The sequence below is a fragment of the Neptunicella plasticusilytica genome (assembly GCF_047922965.1).
GTDB classification, from domain to species: domain Bacteria; phylum Pseudomonadota; class Gammaproteobacteria; order Enterobacterales; family Alteromonadaceae; genus Neptunicella; species Neptunicella plasticusilytica.
Window position 1 is genome coordinate 3,297,729 of the sequence record NZ_CP150481.1, and the last position, 22,439, is coordinate 3,320,167.

Here is a 22,439-nt window from a genome sequence, read left to right on the forward strand (position 1 = left end):
CTGTCATTCCTCACTGCTGGTTGGGATTAACATGTTTAATTCCTTTGACGGCTTCAGCGACTTCAGGCGGCATATATTCTTCGTCGTGTTTGGCCAGCACTTCTTCGGCTTTAATCACATTGGCGCTTTGTAATATGCCCGTGGCGACAATGCCCTGTCCTTCACGAAATAAATCCGGCAACAAGCCATGATAAAGTACCGTCACTTCTGGGCCGGTGTCGGTTAACCGAAAGCTCACATCCAGCGTTTCCTCGTGCCGCTCTACCGAACCTACAACCACCATGCCACCAATACGCAAACGCTGCCCCACTTGCGGTATTTTGCCTTCCTTACCATCGAGAATTTCTGACGGGGTGTAAAACAGGTCAATATTCTGGTTCAGGGCAAAAAGCATCAAGCTGGTCGCACCGGCTAAAATGACCAGGATCGCGACAACGGCAAACAGCCGCTTTTGTCTTCTAGGATTCATCAACTACGTTTCTCCACTTCAGTTTCTGCCGGTTTAACCTGATTATTTTTGGCTTGAGCAATACGTTGCTTGCGCTGTTTTTCCTGCACAATAATTTTTAATATGCTTTGTCGGTTGTAACGGCTCAGACCTATAGCCAGTAAGATGACCAAAGCACTCAGGCCGAAAGACAGCCAGACAAAAAATCCGTAGCCACCCATGGCAAAAAACTGCGTCCAACTTTCAAACTGCATGCGTTACTTCTCCACCCATTTTTGCACCCATGGACGGTGCTTTTCACGACGCAAAATTTCGTTCTGCAGCGCCATCATACTCATAGTCGCAATCAACAGGGCCAAACCTAGCAAGCAAATCATCAGTGGCCACAGCATACCGGGGTCAATAGAAGGTTTATCAAACTTGCTGATTGATGCGCCCTGATGCAAGGTATTCCACCACTCCACCGAATAATGGATGATAGGCAAATTAATCACCCCGACTAATGCCAGAATACCGGCCGCTTTGGCGCCCTGTTGCTTGTCATCAAAAGATTGGTACAACGCAATCACACCGAGATACATAAATAATAAAATTAATTCGGAGGTCAGTCTGGCATCCCAGATCCACCAGGTTCCCCACATTGGCTTTCCCCAGGCAGCGCCGCTAAGCAAGGCGATAAAAGTCACAATAGCACCGGTCGGCGCGATGGCCGCCACTGCCATATCTGCGGTGCGGATTTGCCAAACGAGTCCAATCAATGCCGCTATTGCCATCAACGCATAAGTGCTCATGGATAAAATTGCCGAAGGGACATGAATATACATGATCCGCGCGGCGTCTCCTTGCTGATAATCGGCAGGGGCAAACGCCAGTCCCCACACACATCCGGTTACCAGCAACAGTCCCGCTGGCCAGGCAAACCAGGGCAATAACTTGCTACATAGATCAAAGGTCTGTTCGGTCTTCGCATAGGGGTGTAACCATTTCCACATCAGTTCTGACTCACTCTTAATGCATAGGCGGTAGCTAAAGGTGCCAAAGCTGTCGCTAGTAACAATAATGCTGCTAATAGCGCCAGTTGACCATTATACGGCAACTGCAAGGTGGCAGCATCCACGGCGGCAGTGGCAAAAATCAATAAAGGCACAAATAGAGGTAATAACAATAAACTGAGTAATACGTTGCCTTTTCGAATACCGACCGTCAGCGCCACACCAATGCCCCCGATCAGACTGAGCAAAGGCGTACCAATTAATAATGTTAACAGTAACGCCCAATACATATCCGCAGTCAGATTCAGAAATAGCGCCAGCAAAGGTGAGACCAGCAACAAAGGCAACACACTGACTAACCAGTGGCCAATCACTTTAACCAGTACCAGCAAGCTCATCGGACAGCCACACAGCATCAGTTGTTCCAATGTACCATCGGCAAAATCCTCTCTGAACAAACGCTCTAGTCCCAATAATGCCGAAAGCAAAGCTGCCACCCATATCACGCCCGGACCAATTTTTTGTAAAGTTTGCGCCCCCGGCCCTACCCCAAGAGGAAACAGCGTGATCACCAGCACAAAAAACATCACAGGTTGCAGTAATTCGGAACGCTGTCGAAACGCCAGCATCATATCGCGTTTAAATACAGCGTAGAGTTGAGCGGTTACCATTGATACTCCATCATGTGGCTGGACAGGTTTTGCTGATGTTTCAATAGCTGATGCGAGGTCAAAATAATGGCTCCGCCTTGCCTGACATAGGCCTGCATTCTTTGCTCGATTAACGCTATTGCTTCAGCGTCAAGGGCAGTAAAAGGTTCATCCAGCACCCATAGCGCGGCTTTTTTTAACCATAATTTTGCCAGCGCCACACGACGTTGTTGGCCTGCAGATAAATGCCCAACGGGAATATCTTCCAAACCGACCAGACCTAAATCAGCCAGCAAAGCGAACAAGTTTATATGCTCTGCAATGCCTTGCAAGGTAACCCAGAATTGTAAATTTTCGATGGCACTTAAATTGGGGTTCAAGCCTGTTTTATGGCCGATATAAATGATCTGGCTGGCAAAGCGGGGATGGTCTTCAATCATCTCGCCATTTAACAGAATCCGTCCCTCTTGGGCCTGACTTAGCCCAACCAGAATACGTAACAGACTGGTTTTACCGGCACCGTTAGGGCCTTGCAAGTGCAGAATCTGGCCTGCTTGCAGAGTAAGGCTGAGCTGACTGAATAATACCCTGTCACTTTTGACGCAGGTTATCTTTTCCGCTACCAGTAATGCCAAGCCAAACCTCTGAATTGAATCCCGAAAATCGGCCGGAATAATAGCATAACGAAAGGTGAAATCGCATTTTTCTGTGTGTTAATATCGTCTGATTAAAACTATCAAGCACTCACATATCGGGCCGATAGAATACTATGCCAGAAGTCCCGTCATTCTCATTGCAGCAACTCACCGATGCGTTGCAACAAATCATTCAGTCGCCCAGACAGACTGCGGTCAGCCAGCAAGCTATTGATGTACTGGTAAAACACCTCGGCGCGGAACAACTGTTACTGCTTAACGCCAATGGTCAACTGCAACTGGACAGCACGTCATTAAAAGGAGAATTGGCAAATAACCAGACGTACCAGTTATTGACTAGCAAAAATAATCAATTGCTGAGTTTTTTCCCGACCGACAAAACTGCACCAATCCAGTTGGCCATTAAACAGACTCTGGTGCAACAACTGTTGCAATTACCGCCACTACAACTCAGTCAGGTAGCGACCACAACGATTAAACTGGATGCGATCATCGCCAATATCTTGCCGCAAAATATTGAATTGAAGTTTATCGCGCCGGACTCACAACAGCCGCTAAAACAGCAAATACTGCAAGCCAGCACGGCAGCCGAATTGAAACTCGCTGCCGCCTCCACCGGTCAAAACCAGCCATCGCAGTCGCAGCAAAGCGGATTGGCCAAACAGCCGCTATTACCCAGAAGTGACTTGCTGGTTAACCTGCCCATGGCAGATACACAGAAATATAGCACTGGCCAACCGGTGTCAGTAGAACTCAAACCGCAAGGCAAAAATTGGCAGGCGGTTGTCATAGCCGAACATGCCAATCCGTCCCGTCCGGTTAAACTCGAGTCATCTCAAGTAACGGCATTGTTAACCGTAGTCAGCGCCAGCAAGGGATTGATGTTGCCTGGCAATATTATCCCGAAAATTGCCCCGCTCTTGCCTCAGGAGGTACAAAATACCTTAAACCAGTGGTTAAGCAGCACCAGTAAACCATCCCTCAATCTGGTTATCGACAACAAACAGCAGGCGATATTGCAAATACAACCCGGACAACAGGCTGTCGCTACGGTCAATCTCACCAAACAACAAAGCCAGCAAATAGCCAATTTATTACCTGCTGTCACGCCTGATATAGCCAACACGGGCAAATTGGTCACAACCGAGTCCAGACTTCCCATATCCGGCAATCCACCACCGGAATTACATGGACTGTTACGACAATTACAACCATTGCAGGACGCGCCGGCAAAACTACTCAATCAGCTGGAAAAAATATTAGCCGATCCGCTCATCACCAAATCACCCGAGCTGAAACCACTGGTAGAAAAATGGCTACAACAACTGGATCAGTCACAGCCGCAAGGAAAAGAGCAGGATCATCAGCAACTCAGAGCACTGTTGAGCGCACCGGCACTGTCATTAACGCCGGTACAGCTTGTCAGCCCGCCTGCCACACAAGGTTTTGTGGCTGGACTGGTGGCAATGTTACAACTTTCTCTGGCATCGAGACTAGCACGCAGCCAACCTGCCCAAGTTGAAAAACTGTCTGAAGCCATCAACAACCTGTTAGGCGATAAAACTGGCAATAATACCACTAGCCAGGTAAGCAGCCGAGCATTGCGAGACTTTTCCCAACTGGAACAGCAACAACAGTTAACCAGAACCTTGTCTCGCCTGCTTGCTAATCATCAGGGCAATAAAGTCGCCAGCGCCGAGCAACAAATTCAGGGACAGGAGAGCCTGTTCTATAATTTCTCCACCGGACAGGGCCAGGACAGAAAAGATGTCGAACTGCTGATCCGCCGTGAGCCGGAATCCTCCAAGGACAAGAAAGGCAAAAAAAGCGCCGGACAACGCTGGCATCTGACCATGAAACTTGAAATCGGCACTATGGGTGAAGTCCTGACCAAAGCCATATTACAGAAAAATCAGTTGGAACTGGATTTTTATACCTCCAACCAAGATACGCTGCACCAATTGATGAATTTTTTACCTTTGTTGAAAAAACGTTTTAAGGCGTTGCAAATTGAGGTCAATCGTAGCCAGTGTCAACTGGGAAAAATTCCGGCTACCTTGCAGCAGCGACCCTATCAATTATTCGAGACCCGAGTATGAATGATAAAGACACACCGGCCAAAAAAGCAGTCGGCCTAAAATACCAGCCAGGTGATGCACCGGAAGTGATTGCCAAAGGCTTCGGCGATCTGGCCGAGGAAATTATCCAACTGGCCAAGCAAAGTGGAGTATTGATACATGAGGATCAATACTTGTCAGATTTTCTCGGGAGACTGGATTTGGGACAGCAGATACCGGAAGAACTCTATCATGTGATAGCCGAACTGATTGCGTTTTCTTATGTGTTACAGGGAAAATTCCCGGAAGGCTGGCAACATATCCCCGGCCAATTTAAAGCCACGACTTAATCGGCCCTTCGTTGAGGAAGTGACCGTTTTGGTTTGAAATCAGCGACTCTAACTTTCCCGAGTTAAATAAGGACTTGTCGGATGGCCGGACATGGACGTCCGGACAAGGTCAATGCTTTACAGGGACGTTACCTTTGGCCGTTCCGGTATTAAAGTCATTATTTCAATCGGATTAGAAAGTTAGTGGAGTGAAGCACTTTTCCCCTATTTTGGTGCTTCAAAACAGGGTCGGTCCGCAAGGATGCGGCACGAAAAAAGGCATGGATGCCGTTGGCGAAGCCAATATCTTTTCTTTGTGAACTCCGCGTCTCCGTGGTGAATACTGTTTTTTATCTTTTAGTCCGTTACTGACGAAAGGATTTTTATTTTTTATGCAATTGAATCAGTAGTTCAGCTTCTGCGCGGGGTAATTCACATTCCTGCATAATTTCATCAGTAGTGGCCCCTTGTTGCGCCATTCTGGCAGCTTGCCCATACAGTTTGCTTTCCGGATCCTGGTCTTTTAATTCGTCCTGACGAGCTTGCGTTTCCTGGAGTTGCTTGACTAAATCCTGCACTTTTTGTCCTACGCCTAGCGAACCTGTACGTAATTCATGCACGCCTTCTTGCAGTAACTGCAGTTCCGATTTTAACTCCAGCATGACTTTATTCTGCTCCCGGCATTTGTGCTGAAGCTCATTGATGCTGCGTTGGTGATACCAGTGTACCCATAGCAGCAACGCCACCAGAACGGCCAATACCACTAGCTGGTAATACCAATCTGTCATAATTCACTCTGGTCGAGATGATTAAAGACTGTCACCTGGGACATAAAAAAAGCCTGATTAGCAAGGCAGGCTCTTTCTACGCGGTAATACCTAGATATTGCTGATTTCATTCCATTCATCATCAGATAGCAATTTGTTCAAATCCACCAATATCAACAACTCACCATCACGGTTGCTAACTCCCTGGATAAACTTGGCACTTTCTTCAGTCCCCACATTAGGCGCACTGGCAATTTCCGAAGAGCGTAAATAGACTACTTCGGCAACACTATCCACCAGGATTCCGACCACTTGTTGTTCTGATTCAATGATTACAATACGGGAGTTATCAGTCACATCGGCAGAGGGTAAACCGAAACGGGAGCGAGTATCGATAACGGTTACTACATTACCGCGTAAATTAATGATACCTAATACGTAATCAGGTGCACCTGGTACGGGGGCGATTTCGGTATGACGCAATACTTCCTGAACCTGCATTACGTTAATACCGTAGGTTTCTTCGCCTAAACGGTAGGTGACCCATTGCAGGATTTCGTCGTTTGCATCACTAGCTGAACTATTAAAGTTTTTGTTTTCACTCATAAGACTTGCTCCCTTGCAAGCTGCGTCTGTCACTATTACCCATTATATTAGCCCGAAATGGATATAACATACTGAATAATTAATGTTTATTTTGCATTACTGGTATATCCGTGATCCAGTAATTCGATCATTTGCTGCACATCTATCAAGGCGCACATTTTATCTTTTACCAAACCGGCCAGCCAAGGCCGTTTACCATCGGTTTCACGCCACTTTACATCATCATGTTGTAACGTAACGGTATTGACCAGTGATTCACAAGTTAATCCCCAGTGACTCTCTCCTAGCATGATAAGATATTGATAATTCAGAGATTCTGCCAGCGTTTCATTCATGCGTTCTGGCATGACCCATCTAGCAGTATCCACCACGCTAAGTTGCTCTTCCCGATGCAGCATCATACCTAAAAACCAGTCCGGTTTGCCAAACAGGGGTTTGGGTTTGTCCAGATTATGAATCCCCCCCAACTCAGTCAAGGGTACAGCCAGAGTTAAACCCGCCAATTTAAAAAACAGCGCCTGAAAAGCCCCCTGGCGATACGCTTTAACTTGTTCCCCACGACCCGTCGGCTTCATTTTGGACTGGGCGTCGTCTATCGAAGCCAGAATCTCTTCATTCTTGTCGGCAGCGGGCGCTATTACTTTAGCCGTATGCTGCTTTTCAGAGATTTCAACCTGTTGATTTAGTTTGGCTTTTTCTTGCTCCGCAGAGACTTGTTGAAGCAGATGCTGAACAGTTTTTTGTTCCACCAATGCATCAACAACCGGTTGTTCTTCGGTTAACAGGGATGAAAGGTATTCTTCCATCACTTCTTCTTTGGCAAATGTACCCTTACTCATTAACTGTCCAGCTGTTTCAGTAGATTGTTGTAACAGTATACGCCGCGTGATTTGGGACAATATACTGAAGGTGGCATTTGCGCCTGACTGGCTTCCCGGATACGGGTATCAACCGGGATCACTGCAGACCAAACTGAATCACCATATGTGGCCCGGAGTGACTGATAGGCTTCTAATGCAGCATTGGTTCGCTTGTCATACATAGTAGGAACGATAGTATATTCAAATTCTCGCGCCAGTGTTTTGGCCATAATTTCCAGCGTATGCATCATTCTTTCCAGCCCCTTTAAGGCCAAGAACTCGGTTTGTACCGGAATCAAAATACGATCGCAGGCGGCCAAAGCGTTAACCATTGATACTCCTAACGTCGGAGGACAGTCAATAATCACATAATCAAAATCATCAATCAGAGAATGGATGGCCTTACGCAAAATCAGCCCCATCCCGCTCTTGCTACCCAGCTTTCGGTCCAGAGTGGACAAATTCATGGTGGCAGGCAGTAAAAACAGGGAATCCAGCTTGGTCGGGCATAGGCTATCTAATACATCTTCACGACCTGGACTGCTACCCGCCATAAAAACATCGTATACGCTGCTGGAAAGTTCTTCTGAATCAATGCCAAAGTAATAGCTCATCGATGCTTGCGGATCAGTATCGATGAGCAGCACCCTTTTACCCTGCTGCGCTAATAGTCCGCCCAGAGTCACTGTTGTGGTGGTTTTTCCCACCCCACCTTTTTGGTTGGCCACCGTCCAGACTTTCAATATCAAACTCGCTTTAGCATAGCGCCCGAATAATTCTCAGGCTTTCATTTCAGCAATAATATGGGCAGCAAATTCATCAATTGAATACACGGCATCGGTCAGCCCTGCCGCCGCAACGGCCTGCGGCATGCCGTAAACCACACAACTATTTTCGTCTTGCGACCAGATCCTGGCCCCTCGATTCTTGAGTGCTTTACAACCTTCACGACCATCTGCGCCCATCCCGGTCAGGATCACACCTAACACATCACCACCAAATACACGGGAAACAGAAGTAAAAGTTAAATCAACACTGGGTTTGTACGGCATTCTCTGTTCAACATTGGTATCCACTACCTTAATTCTGGCAGAACTGGCACTGCCGTCCAGAATCATCTGCCGACCACCAGGCGCCAAATAAGCGGAACCAGGCTTTAAACTCTCTCCCCCTTTAGCTTCCAGCACATTAATTTGGCACAAACGGTTTAACCGCTCGGCAAAAGCGCTGGTGAAAGTACCCGGCATATGTTGTACCAATAAAATCGGATATGGGAAGTTAGCCGGTAAAGGCATTAATAGTTTCTGTAATGCAGCCGGTCCGCCAGTCGACGTTCCCACCGCCAATAATTTATAGCTCTTGCGCCCTCCCTCAATCCTTGTCCTGACCGGTGGAGTGACACTAGTTGGTCGGGATGCAAGACCTGAGGAAAATGACGCTGTAGGACGAGAGGATAATGAACCCATCCGACTTTTACGGCGTGCCAGCGCTTTGACTCGCTGCTGCAATAAATCGATAGCTTCCTGGCGATCTCTGGCAATATCTTCAAAGCGTTTGGGTAAAAAGTCCAGCGCACCGGCATCCATCGCATCCAATGTGGCCTGCGCACCTTCATGAGTCAGAGATGAAAACATCAGGATCGGCACCGGATTGGCGGCCATGATGTTTTTAACCGCAGTAATGCCATCCATAACGGGCATTTCGATATCCATGGTCACCACATCCGGTTTTAAAGCAGCGACCTGCTGGATGGCTTCCTGTCCATTTTTAGCATCCCCGATCACTTCGAGGTCCGGATCGCGGGCTAGAATATCTTTAACCCTGCGCCTGAAAAAAGTCGAATCATCGACCACCAAAACCTTATATGGCATTGATGAAAAATACTCCTAAGCGTTTAATGCTTTTTTAACGTATCGTTTTAATAGTCCGGGAATATCCAGAATAAGTGCAATTCCACCATCACTGGTAATAGTCGCCCCCGCCATACCAGGCGTGCCTTGCAGCATGGCGTCCAGTGGTTTGATGACAACTTCTTCCTGACCTATCAGAGAATCCACTACAAAGCCTATTTGCTGGGTGCCTAATTGCACCACCACAACATGACCTTTACTCTTATCCACCACATGCTTTTTATTACGGTTTAACCATTCCGCCAGGAAAAATAACGGGATAGCCTTGGAGCGGACAATCATGGTTAATTGACCATCGACAGTATTCGTTTTACCAGAATCAACATTAATAATTTCATTAACCGTTGCCAACGGCAACGCAAAGGCCTGATCACATACCATCACCATAAGAGTTGGCAAAATGGCCAATGTCAACGGTACCTTGATCGATAACGTTGTACCCACACCCAGTTCAGATTTGATTTGTACCGAACCGTTAAGCTGGTTAATTTTGGTTTTCACCACATCCATGCCCACGCCGCGGCCGGAAATATCGGAAATCTCGACTTTGGTCGAAAAACCCGGAGCAAAAATCAGATTGAAAGCTTCTTCATCGGTCATGCGTGCAGCAGCTTCTTCATCCAGAACGCCTTTGCCAATCGCGATTTCTTTCAGTTTTTCCGGATCCATCCCCTTACCATCATCTTCAATGGTCAGCAAAATATGGTCGCCTTCCTGCGAAGCCGATAACTTAACGGTGCCCATCCGCGGTTTACCGGCTGCCTGCCTGTCATCAGGCATTTCAATACCGTGATCAACCGAATTACGCACCAGATGCACCAAGGGATCAGCCAGGGCTTCAACCAGATTTTTATCCAAATCGGTCTCTTCACCAATAAGCTGCAAAGTAATTTCTTTCTTTAAACTTCTGGCTAAATCACGCACCACTCGTGGAAAACGACCAAACACTTTTTTAATTGGCTGCATACGGGTTTTCATTACCGCGCCTTGCAGATCTCCAGTGACAACATCCAGATTGGCAATCGCTTTACTCATCGCCTCATCATTGACATTAACCCCTAAACTCAACAGACGATTGCGCACCAAAACCAACTCACCGACCATATTCATAATTTGATCAAGACGTTTAGTATCTACCCTGACGGTGGTTTCAGCCGCTGGTTGGGCTGGTGCTTTTTTATCATCTTTTTTAGCCGCAACGGCGCTGGCTGCTGGAGGTGGAGTGCTTTTAGGTGGAGCCGCAGCAGCAGGTTCCGGTGCTTTAGCGGCCGGAGCCGGGGTTACCGGTTGTTGCTGTTGATTGGTCGCAGACTCTCGGGCGGCACCCGGACCTTTTCCGCTACCGTGCAGATCGTCCAGCAGAGCCTCGAACTCATCATCACTGATTTCATCACTATCTGTACTTGATGTGGAAGCTGATTCAGATACAGGTGCAGCAGCTGGTTCGCTTTTATCTGCGGCAAATTGGCCTTTACCATGCAGTTCATCCAGCAACGACTCAAACTCGTCATCGGTAATATCTTCGTCGCTTGCCGCTTCCACTGCAGGGGGTGATGATGTGCCCGGCGCCTGACTACCGTGTAATTCATCCAGCAGTTTTTCGAATTCGTCTTCGGTAATATCATCAATACTGCCATCGGACGCTGAGCTGTCCTCGGCCACTGCCGGCGATGACTCAACTTCAGCCGGTGCTTTTTCAACTGCCGCTGGCGCCGCAGATTGTTGATCGGCTGACTCAGGCTTACTTAAACGGTGTAATGCTTCAATCAGTTCTGGTGATGCAGGTTCCAGTTCTTGTCTGGCCTGTACCCGAGCGAACATTTCGTTGATGGTATCCAGCGCCTGGAGAATAACATCCATCAGTTCCGAATTAACTTTGCGTTTACCGGTGCGCATAATATCGAAAACGTTCTCGGCACCGTGACAAGCTTCAACCAATGGGGTTAACGACAAAAATCCGGCGCCACCTTTTACGGTATGAAAACCACGGAAGATGGCGTTGAGCAAATCGGCGTTGTCAGGATCATTTTCCAACTCGACCAGTTGTTCTTGCAACTGTTCAAGTATTTCTCCTGCCTCAACCAAAAAATCCTCGAGGATTTCCTCATCAACTTCAAATCCCATGAACCATTCCTCTTAAAAGCCTAAGCTAGATAGTAGGTCATCCACATCATCCTGTCCCGAAACCACGTCGTCGCGGTTTTCGGCATCAATGATCGGCCCTTCTGCTTTCATATTATCGGAATCTTTCGCTAACTCTTTATCCTTTTTCGCTGAAGTATCAACCACTTCGGAAACACTGAACATGGTTAGCATATGCACCAGACTGTCTTCGACTTCTTTTACCAATTCCATTACGCGACGAATAACTTGGCCGGTAATATCCTGATAGCCTTGTGCCATCAACACTTCGGTCAATAAGCTGTTTAACTTTTCTGATTCGGTTAACGACTGTTCGAGAAAGCTATCCAGGTCATAGCATAGTGTTTTGAATTCATTCAATTCTAGTTGACGGGTCATCAACTTTTTCCATTCAGGCATAATATTTTTTATACCGGAATTGATTTGCTCGGCAATCGGCATACAAGTATCAACCGCATCCATAGTGCGGTTAGCAGCTTGCTCGGTGGTTTCGATCACATAGTTGAGACGCGACTGTGCATCGGGAATATCTTCGGTAGCAAGATTGGCAATACGGGATTCTAGCTGGAAATTGTTCAGTGAGTCGTGCAATTGACGGGTCAACTTGCCGACTTCTGAAAACAGCTCAACAGAACTATTCATACTGACAGTGTCGAGCAATGTATTTGCGGCGTCCTGATCTCCGTCTTCCAGCAAGCTAACCAGCTTTCTTGCATCTTCTAGCGAGATTGACGGTCTTTGTAAATTAGCCATTCAGCTTCTCCTAAATTGGCAGGATAAGCTACCGGTTAACCCAGACGTTCAAATATCTTGTCGAGTTTTTCTTTCAATGTTGCTGCGGTAAAGGGTTTTACCACGTAACCGTTCACACCGGCTTGCGCTGCAGCGACGATTTGTTCCTTCTTGGCCTCTGCTGTCACCATCAATACGGGAAGATGTTTAAGGTTGTCGTCAGAACGGATAGCCCTCAACAAATCGATTCCTTGCATCCCTGGCATATTCCAGTCTGTCACTACGAAATCGAAATCACCCTGTTGCAACATAGGCAAGGCCGTACTGCCATCATCCGCTTCCTGCACACTGGTAAATCCCAGATCCTTTAACAAATTTTTAATGATGCGTCTCATTGTCGAAAAATCATCAACAACCAGAATTTTCATATTTTTATTCAAAACCGCCTCCGTTGAGGTATCAACTTGCCATTATTATTGTATAAAACTGTTTTAAACTGTGCGCCATGATTTCATCCGGTTTTTCAGCCTGAGCATTGCCTGACTATGGATCTGGCTGACTCTTGATTCGCTCACTTCAAGCACTTCACCAATCTCACGCAGATTCAGCTCTTCATCGTAGTAAAGAGATAATACTATGGCTTCTCTTTCCGGTAACGTAGTAATAGCATGGGCCAGTGACTTCTGGAATGACCCTTGCAAAACGTCATCGAAAGGTTCGTCTATACTACCATTTCTATCAGTAGTGATAACATCTTCCGTTACGCCCAAATCTTCAATGCCGATAATACGGCCTGCATTCACTTCGTTGAGCATCTGATGGTATTCATCAATACTGACTTGTAAATACTCGGCAACGTCGACATCACGGGCATCTCGTCCGGTATCACGTTCAACCTGCGCTATGGCTTCAGAGATCGCCCGGTTGTTTTTGTGCACGGATCGGGGCGTCCAGTCTCCCTTACGAATATCGTCCAGCATTGAACCACGAATACGGATCCCGGCATAGGTCTCAAAACTGGCACCTTTGCTGCCGTCGAAATTTTTTGCCGCTTCGAGCAACCCAATCATGCCAGCCTGAATAAGATCATCGACCAACACACTGGAAGGTAACCTCACCATCAAATGATGAGCAATACGTTTAACCAGTGAAGCATGTTGCTCTACCAGTTTGGTTTTATCATCATGTTGTTGATAGGCTGCTGCTTTACTGTTCACGCCTCGCCCTGCATTTGTTGAGAATTTTGACGCACAAGTTGTTCAAGAAAAAATTCCAGATGTCCGCCCGGTTGCCTTGGTATAGGCCAGTTCAACGCCTGCTTGGCTAAATTATTAATGGCAACGGCTGCAGGTGAAGAAGGATATGCATCGACTATTGCTTTTTGCTTACGTACAGATTTACGAATATTTTCATCATGAGGTACGGTTGCCACCAGTTCCAGCGCCACATCCAGAAAACGGCCGGTAACTTTGGATAATTTGGCAAACAATTCCTGCCCTTCGCGTAAATTGCGCACCATATTGGCCACAATTTTAAACCGGAATACGCCGTGATCACGATTAAGGATCTTAATTAGTGCATAGGCATCGGTTAATGAAGTAGGCTCATCACAGACCACCACCATGACATCCTGAGCGGCGCGAGAAAAACTCAACACCATATCGGAAATGCCCGCTGCAGTATCAACGATTAACACATCAATATCTTGCTGCAATTCACTGAAGGCGCGGATTAATCCTGCATGTTCGACATGGGAAAGTTCTGTCATTGACTGACTGCCTGAAGTGGCGGGCGCAATTTTTAAACCATGCGGGCCTTCCACCAGCACATCTTCCAGCAAACATTCACCGGACAACACATGAGACAAATTCTTTTCGACTCTCAGTCCCAACATGACATCGACATTGGCTAAACCCAAATCGGCATCTAGCACCATCACGCGTTTGCCCATTTTGGCCATCGCAATGGCGGTATTCAGAGTGATGTTGGTTTTACCCACACCCCCTTTGCCACCTGTTACGGCGATTACTTTTATCAAACTCGATTGCTGCATACTTCTTAAGCTACTCGCTTGATCCTCTATCATACGGCCACTGATGTTAGTTCAACCTGACGTGAGGTCATAGGGTTTAATCCATATTTTTTAAACATCCGCGCTGCAGTAGATATCATATATTTCACATCTGCGCTGCGGATATCTTCCGGTACTTTCTGCCCATCAGTCAAGTAACTTACTGGCAGATTATTTTCTATGGCAACACTGACCATTTCACCGAGACTGTAACACTCATCCAATTTTGTGAAAATACATCCTTGCAAAGAAATCGCATCATACAATTTAATTGTCTGTTGCATAACCTGCCTTTGTGCGTTGGCCTGCAATACCAAATAGCTTTTAATAGTAGCACAGGATGTTTGTTTAAAGGTATCTAACTGTTTGATTAATCTCGTATCTCTTTGGCCGAATCCAGCGGTATCCAGTAATACCAGTTTGCGGTTGCGGAACTGGTATAACACTTCATCCAGCTGTTCGGCATTAACGGCCTTTTTTACCGGACAACCGATAATTTTTCCGTATGTGGCTAATTGCTCATAAGCCGCAATCCTATATCCGTCAGTGGTTACCAATGCAACCTTGTCACTACCATGCTGCTGCGCATAGCGTGCCGCCAGTTTGGCAATGGTGGTAGTCTTGCCGGTACCCGTAGGGCCCATTAACGCCACCACTCCGGCTTGAGTCAGGATATCATTCTGGTTGGTTTTTAATCTATTCGCCAACAACTTGAGTAAAAATACCCAGGCCTCACGTTCGCTGCAATCAGCAGGCGTAAAAGACACGACCTGTCTGGCTAAGTCGCGGGATATTCCCATGCCTTCCAGACTGTCGGTCAAGTAGGCCTGCATAGGATGCTCATTACGCTGTTGCTGCTTAAGTAACCCGTTAACCTGAAATTGCAACACATTACGCAGCGACGCCAGTTCCGCCTTAATATCGCTCATGTCCTGCTGATTAACTGACGTTCCACTACTTTCTTTGGCCACGGCAGGCGCAGATAATTCACTTTTTGTTTGCGCCTGTTTTTCCAACAAGGCCTTGAGGCTATCCGGCCCGCTATCGCCAATGATTTCACTTAAAGTAGGAGTGACTTGCGATTTACTGTTGTGTTTAGTTGCCGCGGGGCGAACCTCAGGTTTGGCTTTTTTAACCGGCTCTTTATCATAGGCGGCGACAATTTCGACCCCATCAGCCAGTTTTTTATTTGACATGATTACTGCATCACTGCCCAGTTCTTCTTTTACCTGGTTTAATGCGTCACGCATATCCTTGCCAAAAAAACGTCTGATTTTCACATTCTACCCCTTAGCACCTTATTGACCTATGGCACTGACAATTTTGATTTGCTTGTCATCCGGAATTTCCTGATATGACAATACGTTTAATCCTGAAATAGCATTTTTGGTAAATCTGGACAGTACCGGTCTTAACATGCCGGATGTCAGCAATACTGCCGGTTCACCAGCCAACTCCTGCTGCTGAACCGCTTCGCTCAATGAATGTTGCAGTTTTTCGGCCAGTCCGGGCTCAATACCGGCTCCGTCTTCACCGCCAGCTTGCAACGATTGATGCAACATCTGTTCCAGCTCAGGAGCCAGCGTTATAACCGGTACTTCTGCAGCACCATTAGTAATTTCTTGTACAATAAAACGCTTCAACGCTATGCGTACTGCAGAAACCAGTACATCAGGATCCTGGGTTTTAGGACCATATTCAGACAATGTCTGGATAATGGTGCGTAAGTCACGAATCGCAATGCCCTCATACAACAGGGTTTGCAACACTTTCACTACTGTACTTAATGGCAACACTTCAGGTACCAGACCTTCGACCAGTTTGGGATTATTTTTAGCCAGCAAATCCAGTAACTGTTGAACTTCTTCGTGGCCCAATAGTTGGTAAGCGTGTGCTGTTAGCAACTGGCTCAGATGCGTAGCCACCACAGTCGCTGCATCGACGACGGTATATCCCAAGGTTTGCGCATGTTCACGTTGACTGGGTTTGATCCATACTGCATCCAGTCCAAAGGCTGGATCGGTGGTCGGTTTGCCATCCAGCTTGCCAAATACCTGACCGGGATTAATGGCCAGTTCACTGTCGTGGCTGATTTCTGCTTCACCAATAGAAACACCCAGCATGGCGATAGTGTAGGTATTGGGATTTAAATCCAGATTGTCACGAATATGCACAGGCGGCACCAAGAAACCTAATTCCTGGGACAGCTTCTTTCTCACTCCCTTGATACGTGTCAATAATTCGCCACCCTGACTTTTATCTACCAGTGGTATCAGACGATAGCCCACTTCCAGACCGATGGTATCCACGTGCTGAACGTCGTCCCAGCCCAGTTCACGGATCTCGCTCTGGTGTGGTGTGCGTTCAACAAGCTCGCCGGATTTTTGGCTTTCCTGGCTTTCCTGCTGGGCCAATCTCCAGCGATAAAAAGCCGCTCCGCCAACAATCAGTGAAAAGCCCAGAAAGGCCAGATGAGGCATGCCGGGCACAATTCCCATCACAAATAAGATAATGGCTGTTACGACTAACGCTTGCTGGTTGCCCAACTGACGTTTGACTTCGGTACCCATTTCCTGACTGTCGTTTTCACGGGTAACGATAATAGCGGTGGCCACAGAAAGGAGTAACGAGGGAATTTGTGCAACCAGGCCATCACCTATGGTCAGCAAGGTATAGATTTCAATCGCGTTACTGAAGGTTAAATCGTGTTGAATAATCCCAATAAAGAGTCCGCCGACAATATTAATCATCATGATAAACAAGCCGGCGACGGCATCCCCTTTAACAAATTTGGAGGCACCGTCCATCGAGCCATAGAAATCGGCTTCGGCAGTGATTTCTTCACGTCGCTTGCGGGCTTCATCCTGATCGATAAACCCGGCGTTTAGATCCGCATCAATCGCCATTTGCTTACCTGGCATGGCGTCCAAGGTAAAACGGGCACTCACTTCCGATATGCGTCCTGCACCGGCGGTGACCACTTTAAAGTTGATAATCAGCAAAATAGCGAACACCACAATACCCACGGCATAATTACCACCAATCACCACTTCACCGAAGGCTTCAATAACCTTACCTGCGGCATCGCCCCCTTCATGTCCTTCCAGTAACACAATTCGGGTTGAAGCCACATTCAGTGCCAGACGTAATACCGTTGCTATCAATAACACTAGCGGGAAGGCGCCAAAATCAACCGGCTTGCTGGTAAAAACTGAAACAAGAATAACAACAAGAGATAAAGCAATATTGAAGCTGAATAACGCATCCAGCAGAAATGCCGGCATGGGCAAAATAACCATGCCCATAATGGCCAACAGAATGACAGGAGCGCCCAGACCTGCAGTGACTTTTTTAAATTGCGTTTTATCGAAACGGTTAAGGTAGGCAGCTATTTCCATAGATACAACAACGAAAAATTGACATTGCTATGGTGTTTGCAACAACCAGGCCAATATATTAAGTCGTTATATTCTTCCTCGACTTTAATTAGCGAAACAACGACTCACGCCAATAGACCGACAACTTTTTATTCAGATTTAACTGTGGTGAAGGTTTTACTGAATAATGGCTGATCATCCAGCGTCATAATTTCAAGTGTCCAATTACCTTCAATTAACTCGTAATCTTCACTCAGTTCAAAATGCGTGTAAAATTTCTTGTCAGGATTAAAGACCGTAAAATGTGATTCAGTTTTGTGTTTAATTTGTTCTGGTACAATCCAGCGAATTTTAACCGCTGATTTTATTCTCGCTGACCCGCTGGCGGCTGAGGTAAAGACCAGATCGGCACCAAATAACACACCTTTTTTAATCGGTATGATAGTTGTAGTCTCTTGATGTCTCGTATTGTATTTGTTTTGTCTGAATAAGCCGTAGTCGACTTCGTCCACCTGAAGATCTACTGTATCTAACTTAAAATCCGCCTGCATATGGCTGACAAATTGTGTTTTTTCTTGTTGATCAAAATTTTGATGCCAGACAACCCAATCCAGAACTTTTCTACGCTCCTCATATACGTCACTATCAACCAGAGCCTTTTCTTTCACATTCAGGTTACTGAAAAATAATCCTTGTAAGCACTGTTCTATACTTTTGGCGACGCCCTCACCCAGACATGCAGCTTGTGCCAAATACAACCTAGCAAATTTAGAATGTTGTTGATTTGCCAGCGAAAACATTTGATAGGACAACTTTGGATCTTTTTCTAACAACTCCCCTGTTGCATATAACTTTCCCAATAATAAAGAAGCTTCCGCACTGCCTGCTTTTGATGCTTTTTTATACCAGTTAACAGCAGCTAAACTGTTTGCCTCAACATAGCGCCCTAACTGATAAAAGCGCCCAACTTTAAACATTGATATCGCATCGCCAAGATTTGCAGCCTTGTTGTAATATTCAAATGCTTTTTGCTCATCATCGTCCACGTTGTCATCAAGACTGTAACCATTAGCAATCAATCTGGCATCTTCTGCCAATGCCTTGGCAGCCTCATTACCCGCAGGAACGGCAAGATTCAGTTTACGTCGGATAAAATCGTCTATGTAGGCAAACTGATGTTGTTCGCCAATCCAGTCACGATGGCCATGACCGACATTTTTATAAAACAGGGTTTCCACATCTTTGGACAACTGACGCAATCGATATTTCATCCTGTTTGCTTGCTCAAAATCCGCAATTTCATCCTCGCGTCCAGCAATCAGTAAAATAGGTGCTTGCAACTTTTCCACAAAATAAAAAGGAGACACGGCTTTCAATTTGTCGTTTTGCTCACCAACTACATCTTCAATACGTTTGTGGAATTGCTTTGTCGTTTTATAGTTACTGGCATTAAATAAATGCAACAGATCGTAGATACCATACATTGACACTACACATTGATAATCCTGAGGATTATACATCGCTAGCATTACCGCCGAATAACCTCCATAACTTGCCCCGATTGAACACATATGTTCAAAATGATGGAGGCTGCGTACATGTTCGACAACCGCAGTTATATCCTGCTCGATTAGCAAGCCAAATTGCTCCTTGCCCTTATCCATAAATCCTTTGCCAAAACCTGCGGAACCACGGAAGTTAACATTCAGCACGGAATAGCCCCTGCTTACCAAAAATTGAATGTCAGGATGGTAGGTAGCGTCATTTCTTATACCGACTGGACCGCCATGAGGATAAACCAGCAAAACACCATTACTGTTTTGCTCAGGAACAGTCAAAATAGATTCAATATTGGTATTGTCTGCTGTTGTAGTGATGAATGTAGAGGATTTGGTTAATGGATAACCGTCAAGATTAGCGAATTTTTCTTTAAAAAAAATGGCTTTATTTAAAGTCTTGTCAAATAAAAAATATTTACCGGGATTGTATGAAGAAGACGAACTGATCAGCATCTTCTTTCCATCTTCCGACGAGTCGAGAATTGATACTTGTTGTCCCTTGAAAGTATTAATTAAAATGTCAGTAAGCTTTTTCCCGTAAGCTGAAAAGTATTGAGTCCTGGGAATACCGTGATCAATGTATCTGACATATTTAATCCCCGCTCCGATGGAATTTAACCCAGCGCCAATCAGATCATAAGTAGGGTGTTGATAAATGACATCTCCCAACTTTTGGGTCTTGATATTAAATTCAACCAACGACGTTAGTTTTAAATCTTTGTCTGTTAATACCGCTAACTTTTCATCTGATAGGAACCCAATAGGGATAAAGTCAATTTCCTTGTCAATATCAAGAAATTTCTGCCATTTATTTGAATTTAAAACCCAGAATGACAGTAACGTTTCGTCGTTAGTTACCGCCATTAATGCGTTATTATTGTTGTCATAATAGTAATGGAGAGCACCATCCAGCTCATTATTTAAACTCTGTGCATTATCAATGTCATTTTTTTCAAGCTGCTCGGGAGAAAGGCGATACAAATTGGTTTTATCTTTTGATTCAACAGCGAAAAGTACTTTGTTTGCCTCTTGTTGCAGTGGCGAAATCAAATAGCCATCTGTCTTGATTTCCAACCACTTACCTGTAGGTTTTACACCGCTATAATCAATATGCAGAAAACCTTGTCTAGTCCCAAATGACAAATATATGGTTTTATTGTCAATCCAGTCATAGTCATCGATACGCAACGACTCTTTGTCATATAGCTTAATTAAAATATAACTTTCGAGTTTAACTGGATTGACAATTTCTATAGTTTGGAAATTGTTGCTGGTGTTATACATCGCTATATACTTGCCGTCCGGACTCATTCTTAAAGAGTGGGTATTCGGATCGCTAAACAATACTGATGCAGGTATAGGAGTGACCGCAAATACCGGCACGTGGATAAAGCTCAGACAACAAATCAATAAAATCCTTTTTGCCATAATTATTGCTCCCTTGCTGTTTTATCAGCACCGACTACAGCAAAGAAATCATCATGCCCAGGGCCGGAGTATTGAACATCGCGGGCGGACAAAATAGTTGAAAAATGTTGTTCCAGATATTCCAACGCCACTGACGATTTATTTAGTAGTTGAATTCGGGAATATACTGACCATTTGCGATAAAAAGTTTCCATATTCAGATGCCCGACATAACTGATAACATTCTTTTTTACTTTAAAGCTCCATAAATCCGGTTCAAAATCAGCGAATTTATATATTCGGTTAAGCCTTATATTGTGAATACTGTAATCACCGGCTGGCAAAGGTATGAGGATATAATTACTACCTGCCTGCAAATCGTTTGAGGTTAAAGCAATATTCTTTCTACCCCAAATTTCAATTTCCTTTAAGTCCACATCTGTATCTATTGCAATAAGTAAATAACCTTCTTCAGCATCTAATTTACGAATCGCGTCCTTACTAATACTCGATACTTTTGTTGCACACGCGCTCAAAAGACCCGCGATTACGTATACGCATAAAAATAATTTTAGCTTTGTCATTTTTTAACATTCTGGCTTTAGGTGGATTTGGGAAAAACTGGATTAGAATAGTTTGAAATTAATACAGTTACTTCCATGTAATGTCCCAAATACTCTACTGAACAATACAATCTAAGTACACCGTTTAAACATTCATAATGTTATCAACGATTGATTTGGCTTAGCGCCGCAACTCTGGAGGAATAGGCAAGTTTTTAGACAAGGGGGCAGGTTTACGTCCCTTGCCTTTATTGTAGGCCTTAAGTTGATAGACATAAGCCAACACCTGGGCAACCGCCATAAACAGTTTGGCTGGAATTTCATGATCCACTTCGGTTGAGTAAAAGATTGCCCTGGCCAACATAGGTGAAGCGACTAACGGTACATCATGCGCTGTGGCAATTGTCCGGATATGCATGGCCATTTCATCCTGACCTTTGGCCACCATAATGGGGGCACGATTGCCATGCTGATCGTATTTAAGGGCGACTGAATAGTGGGTCGGGTTAGTTACCACCACGTCGGCAGTAGGCACGGCTTGCATCATACGTTTTGCCGCAGCCTGGAATTGCAAGCGGCGGATCCGGCTTTTTACCTGCGGATCACCTTCGGAATTCTTGCGCTCATCCTTGACCTCCTGCTTGGTCATTTTCATTTCCTTATCGTGTTTGAACTTTTGATAAGGTACGTCGAAAATCGCAATAGGGATCATGGAACAACAGATAATCAGAAATGCCCAACCCAATAAATCCAGTGCATGCACCATGTTGCGCGGATACAATTCCATATCCAGATGCAAGGCCTCATCCTGAAACAGTTTTAGCGACAAATAAGTGGTAACGGCAACCACAATAAACTTGGCCAGCGCCTTAAGCAGTTCGACAATACCGTTGATACCGAACATTCTCTTCAAGCCCTTTAACGGGTTGAGTTTACTGGCTTTGGGGGCAGCCGATTTAAGCGTGAAGTTATAGCCGCCCAGGGCAATGTTGCCATACATACCGGCAACAAAAACCACCAGCATATAAAACAATACCGGGACACTAATCTCACTAACGGTGCTACCCAGAATTTGAAACATATGATTAAAATCGTAAGTTTCATCGCGCGACAAGGTAAAAGCACGTTGCATCACGTGATAAAGCGCAATACCAATATTTTTGCCCAGCAACAACAAGGCCGCTGCGCTGCCGATTAATACCAGTGTGGTTGCCAGTTCACGGGATCGAGCAATCTGCCCCTTGTCTTTGGCCTCCGACTGGCGTTTGGACGTGGGGTCTTCGGTCTTTTCATGTGCATCAGCCATTGCTTAT

At 45.6% G+C, this 22,439-nt stretch carries 22 protein-coding genes; 2 read left to right on the top strand and 20 right to left on the bottom strand.

Annotated elements, in window-relative coordinates:
• Positions 1-10: 10 nt before the first annotated feature.
• Genes ccmE through ccmA form a run of 5 tightly spaced genes read right to left on the bottom strand, consistent with a single transcriptional unit; the run spans position 11 to position 2,725 of the window.
• Positions 11-469 carry a cytochrome c maturation protein CcmE gene (ccmE, locus tag V1467_RS14800; RefSeq protein WP_416305745.1) on the bottom strand — a complete coding sequence of 153 codons (459 nt, stop codon included), beginning with the start codon at positions 467-469 and terminating at the stop codon, positions 11-13.
• Entirely contained in the window at positions 469-702 is a 234-nt protein-coding gene (ccmD, locus tag V1467_RS14805) for a heme exporter protein CcmD (RefSeq protein WP_416305746.1), read from the bottom strand. The genes ccmE and ccmD overlap by 1 nt, the downstream gene beginning before the upstream one ends.
• A 3-nt stretch (positions 703-705) precedes the next feature.
• On the bottom strand, positions 706-1,440 hold the full coding sequence (locus V1467_RS14810; protein WP_416305747.1) for a heme ABC transporter permease: 735 nt from the start codon (positions 1,438-1,440) through the stop codon (positions 706-708).
• Complete coding sequence (gene ccmB, locus V1467_RS14815) at positions 1,440-2,111, bottom strand: heme exporter protein CcmB (protein ID WP_416305748.1); 672 nt, start codon at positions 2,109-2,111, stop codon at positions 1,440-1,442. Before ccmB ends, V1467_RS14810 begins: the two co-directional genes overlap by 1 nt.
• Positions 2,105-2,725, bottom strand: coding sequence for a cytochrome c biogenesis heme-transporting ATPase CcmA (gene ccmA / locus V1467_RS14820; RefSeq protein ID WP_416305749.1), 621 nt, complete (start codon positions 2,723-2,725; stop codon positions 2,105-2,107). The genes ccmB and ccmA overlap by 7 nt, the downstream gene beginning before the upstream one ends.
• 134 nt (positions 2,726-2,859) lie before the next feature.
• Here ccmA and V1467_RS14825 point away from each other — a divergent pair, with 134 nt between their 5' ends.
• A complete protein-coding gene (locus V1467_RS14825; RefSeq protein WP_416305750.1) occupies positions 2,860-4,845 on the top strand; it encodes a flagellar hook-length control protein FliK in 1,986 nt (661 codons plus the stop codon).
• Entirely contained in the window at positions 4,842-5,153 is a 312-nt protein-coding gene (locus tag V1467_RS14830) for an EscU/YscU/HrcU family type III secretion system export apparatus switch protein (protein WP_416305751.1), read from the top strand. Before V1467_RS14825 ends, V1467_RS14830 begins: the two co-directional genes overlap by 4 nt.
• Before the next feature lie 362 nt (positions 5,154-5,515).
• On the opposite strand, the gene V1467_RS14835 is transcribed toward V1467_RS14830, so the two are convergent.
• The 15 genes from V1467_RS14835 to flhB all read right to left on the bottom strand — a co-directional run bounded on the left by V1467_RS14835 (position 5,516) and on the right by flhB (position 22,432).
• The gene (locus tag V1467_RS14835) at positions 5,516-5,920 is read right to left on the bottom strand and encodes a DUF2802 domain-containing protein (protein WP_416305752.1); all 405 of its coding nucleotides are present in this window, start codon (positions 5,918-5,920) and stop codon (positions 5,516-5,518) included.
• Positions 5,921-6,010: 90 nt separating this feature from the next.
• Positions 6,011-6,505, bottom strand: a complete 495-nt coding sequence (locus V1467_RS14840; RefSeq protein WP_416305753.1) for a chemotaxis protein CheW — start codon at positions 6,503-6,505, stop codon at positions 6,011-6,013.
• A gap of 86 nt (positions 6,506-6,591) precedes the next feature.
• On the bottom strand, positions 6,592-7,344 hold the full coding sequence (locus V1467_RS14845; RefSeq protein ID WP_416305754.1) for a chemotaxis protein CheW: 753 nt from the start codon (positions 7,342-7,344) through the stop codon (positions 6,592-6,594).
• Positions 7,344-8,108 (bottom strand): ParA family protein, encoded by a 765-nt coding sequence (locus tag V1467_RS14850; protein WP_416305755.1) that lies wholly within the window; start codon positions 8,106-8,108, stop codon positions 7,344-7,346. The genes V1467_RS14845 and V1467_RS14850 overlap by 1 nt, the downstream gene beginning before the upstream one ends.
• Positions 8,109-8,144: 36 nt before the next feature.
• A complete protein-coding gene (locus tag V1467_RS14855; protein ID WP_416305756.1) occupies positions 8,145-9,236 on the bottom strand; it encodes a protein-glutamate methylesterase/protein-glutamine glutaminase in 1,092 nt (363 codons plus the stop codon).
• A 15-nt stretch (positions 9,237-9,251) separates the two neighbouring features.
• Complete coding sequence (locus V1467_RS14860) at positions 9,252-11,399, bottom strand: chemotaxis protein CheA (RefSeq protein WP_416305757.1); 2,148 nt, start codon at positions 11,397-11,399, stop codon at positions 9,252-9,254.
• A 12-nt stretch (positions 11,400-11,411) separates the two neighbouring features.
• Entirely contained in the window at positions 11,412-12,170 is a 759-nt protein-coding gene (locus V1467_RS14865; RefSeq protein WP_416305758.1) for a protein phosphatase CheZ, read from the bottom strand.
• 35 nt (positions 12,171-12,205) lie between these two features.
• Positions 12,206-12,589, bottom strand: coding sequence for a chemotaxis response regulator CheY (gene cheY / locus V1467_RS14870; protein WP_416305759.1), 384 nt, complete (start codon positions 12,587-12,589; stop codon positions 12,206-12,208).
• Positions 12,590-12,640: 51 nt separating this feature from the next.
• A complete protein-coding gene (locus tag V1467_RS14875) occupies positions 12,641-13,366 on the bottom strand; it encodes an RNA polymerase sigma factor FliA (protein WP_416305760.1) in 726 nt (241 codons plus the stop codon).
• On the bottom strand, positions 13,363-14,235 hold the full coding sequence (locus tag V1467_RS14880) for a MinD/ParA family protein (RefSeq protein ID WP_416305761.1): 873 nt from the start codon (positions 14,233-14,235) through the stop codon (positions 13,363-13,365). Before V1467_RS14880 ends, V1467_RS14875 begins: the two co-directional genes overlap by 4 nt.
• A complete protein-coding gene (gene flhF, locus V1467_RS14885) occupies positions 14,232-15,500 on the bottom strand; it encodes a flagellar biosynthesis protein FlhF (RefSeq protein WP_416305762.1) in 1,269 nt (422 codons plus the stop codon). The genes V1467_RS14880 and flhF overlap by 4 nt, the downstream gene beginning before the upstream one ends.
• 18 nt (positions 15,501-15,518) lie before the next feature.
• Positions 15,519-17,618 (bottom strand): flagellar biosynthesis protein FlhA, encoded by a 2,100-nt coding sequence (gene flhA, locus V1467_RS14890; protein ID WP_416305763.1) that lies wholly within the window; start codon positions 17,616-17,618, stop codon positions 15,519-15,521.
• Between the two features lie 128 nt (positions 17,619-17,746).
• Positions 17,747-20,584: a DUF3859 domain-containing protein gene (locus V1467_RS14895; protein WP_416305764.1), complete on the bottom strand. Its 2,838-nt coding sequence runs from the start codon at positions 20,582-20,584 to the stop codon at positions 17,747-17,749.
• Positions 20,585-20,586: 2 nt separating this feature from the next.
• Entirely contained in the window at positions 20,587-21,147 is a 561-nt protein-coding gene (locus V1467_RS14900) for a hypothetical protein (RefSeq protein ID WP_416305765.1), read from the bottom strand.
• Between the two features lie 160 nt (positions 21,148-21,307).
• Positions 21,308-22,432, bottom strand: a complete 1,125-nt coding sequence (gene flhB, locus V1467_RS14905; RefSeq protein ID WP_416305766.1) for a flagellar biosynthesis protein FlhB — start codon at positions 22,430-22,432, stop codon at positions 21,308-21,310.
• Positions 22,433-22,439 lie beyond the last annotated feature (7 nt).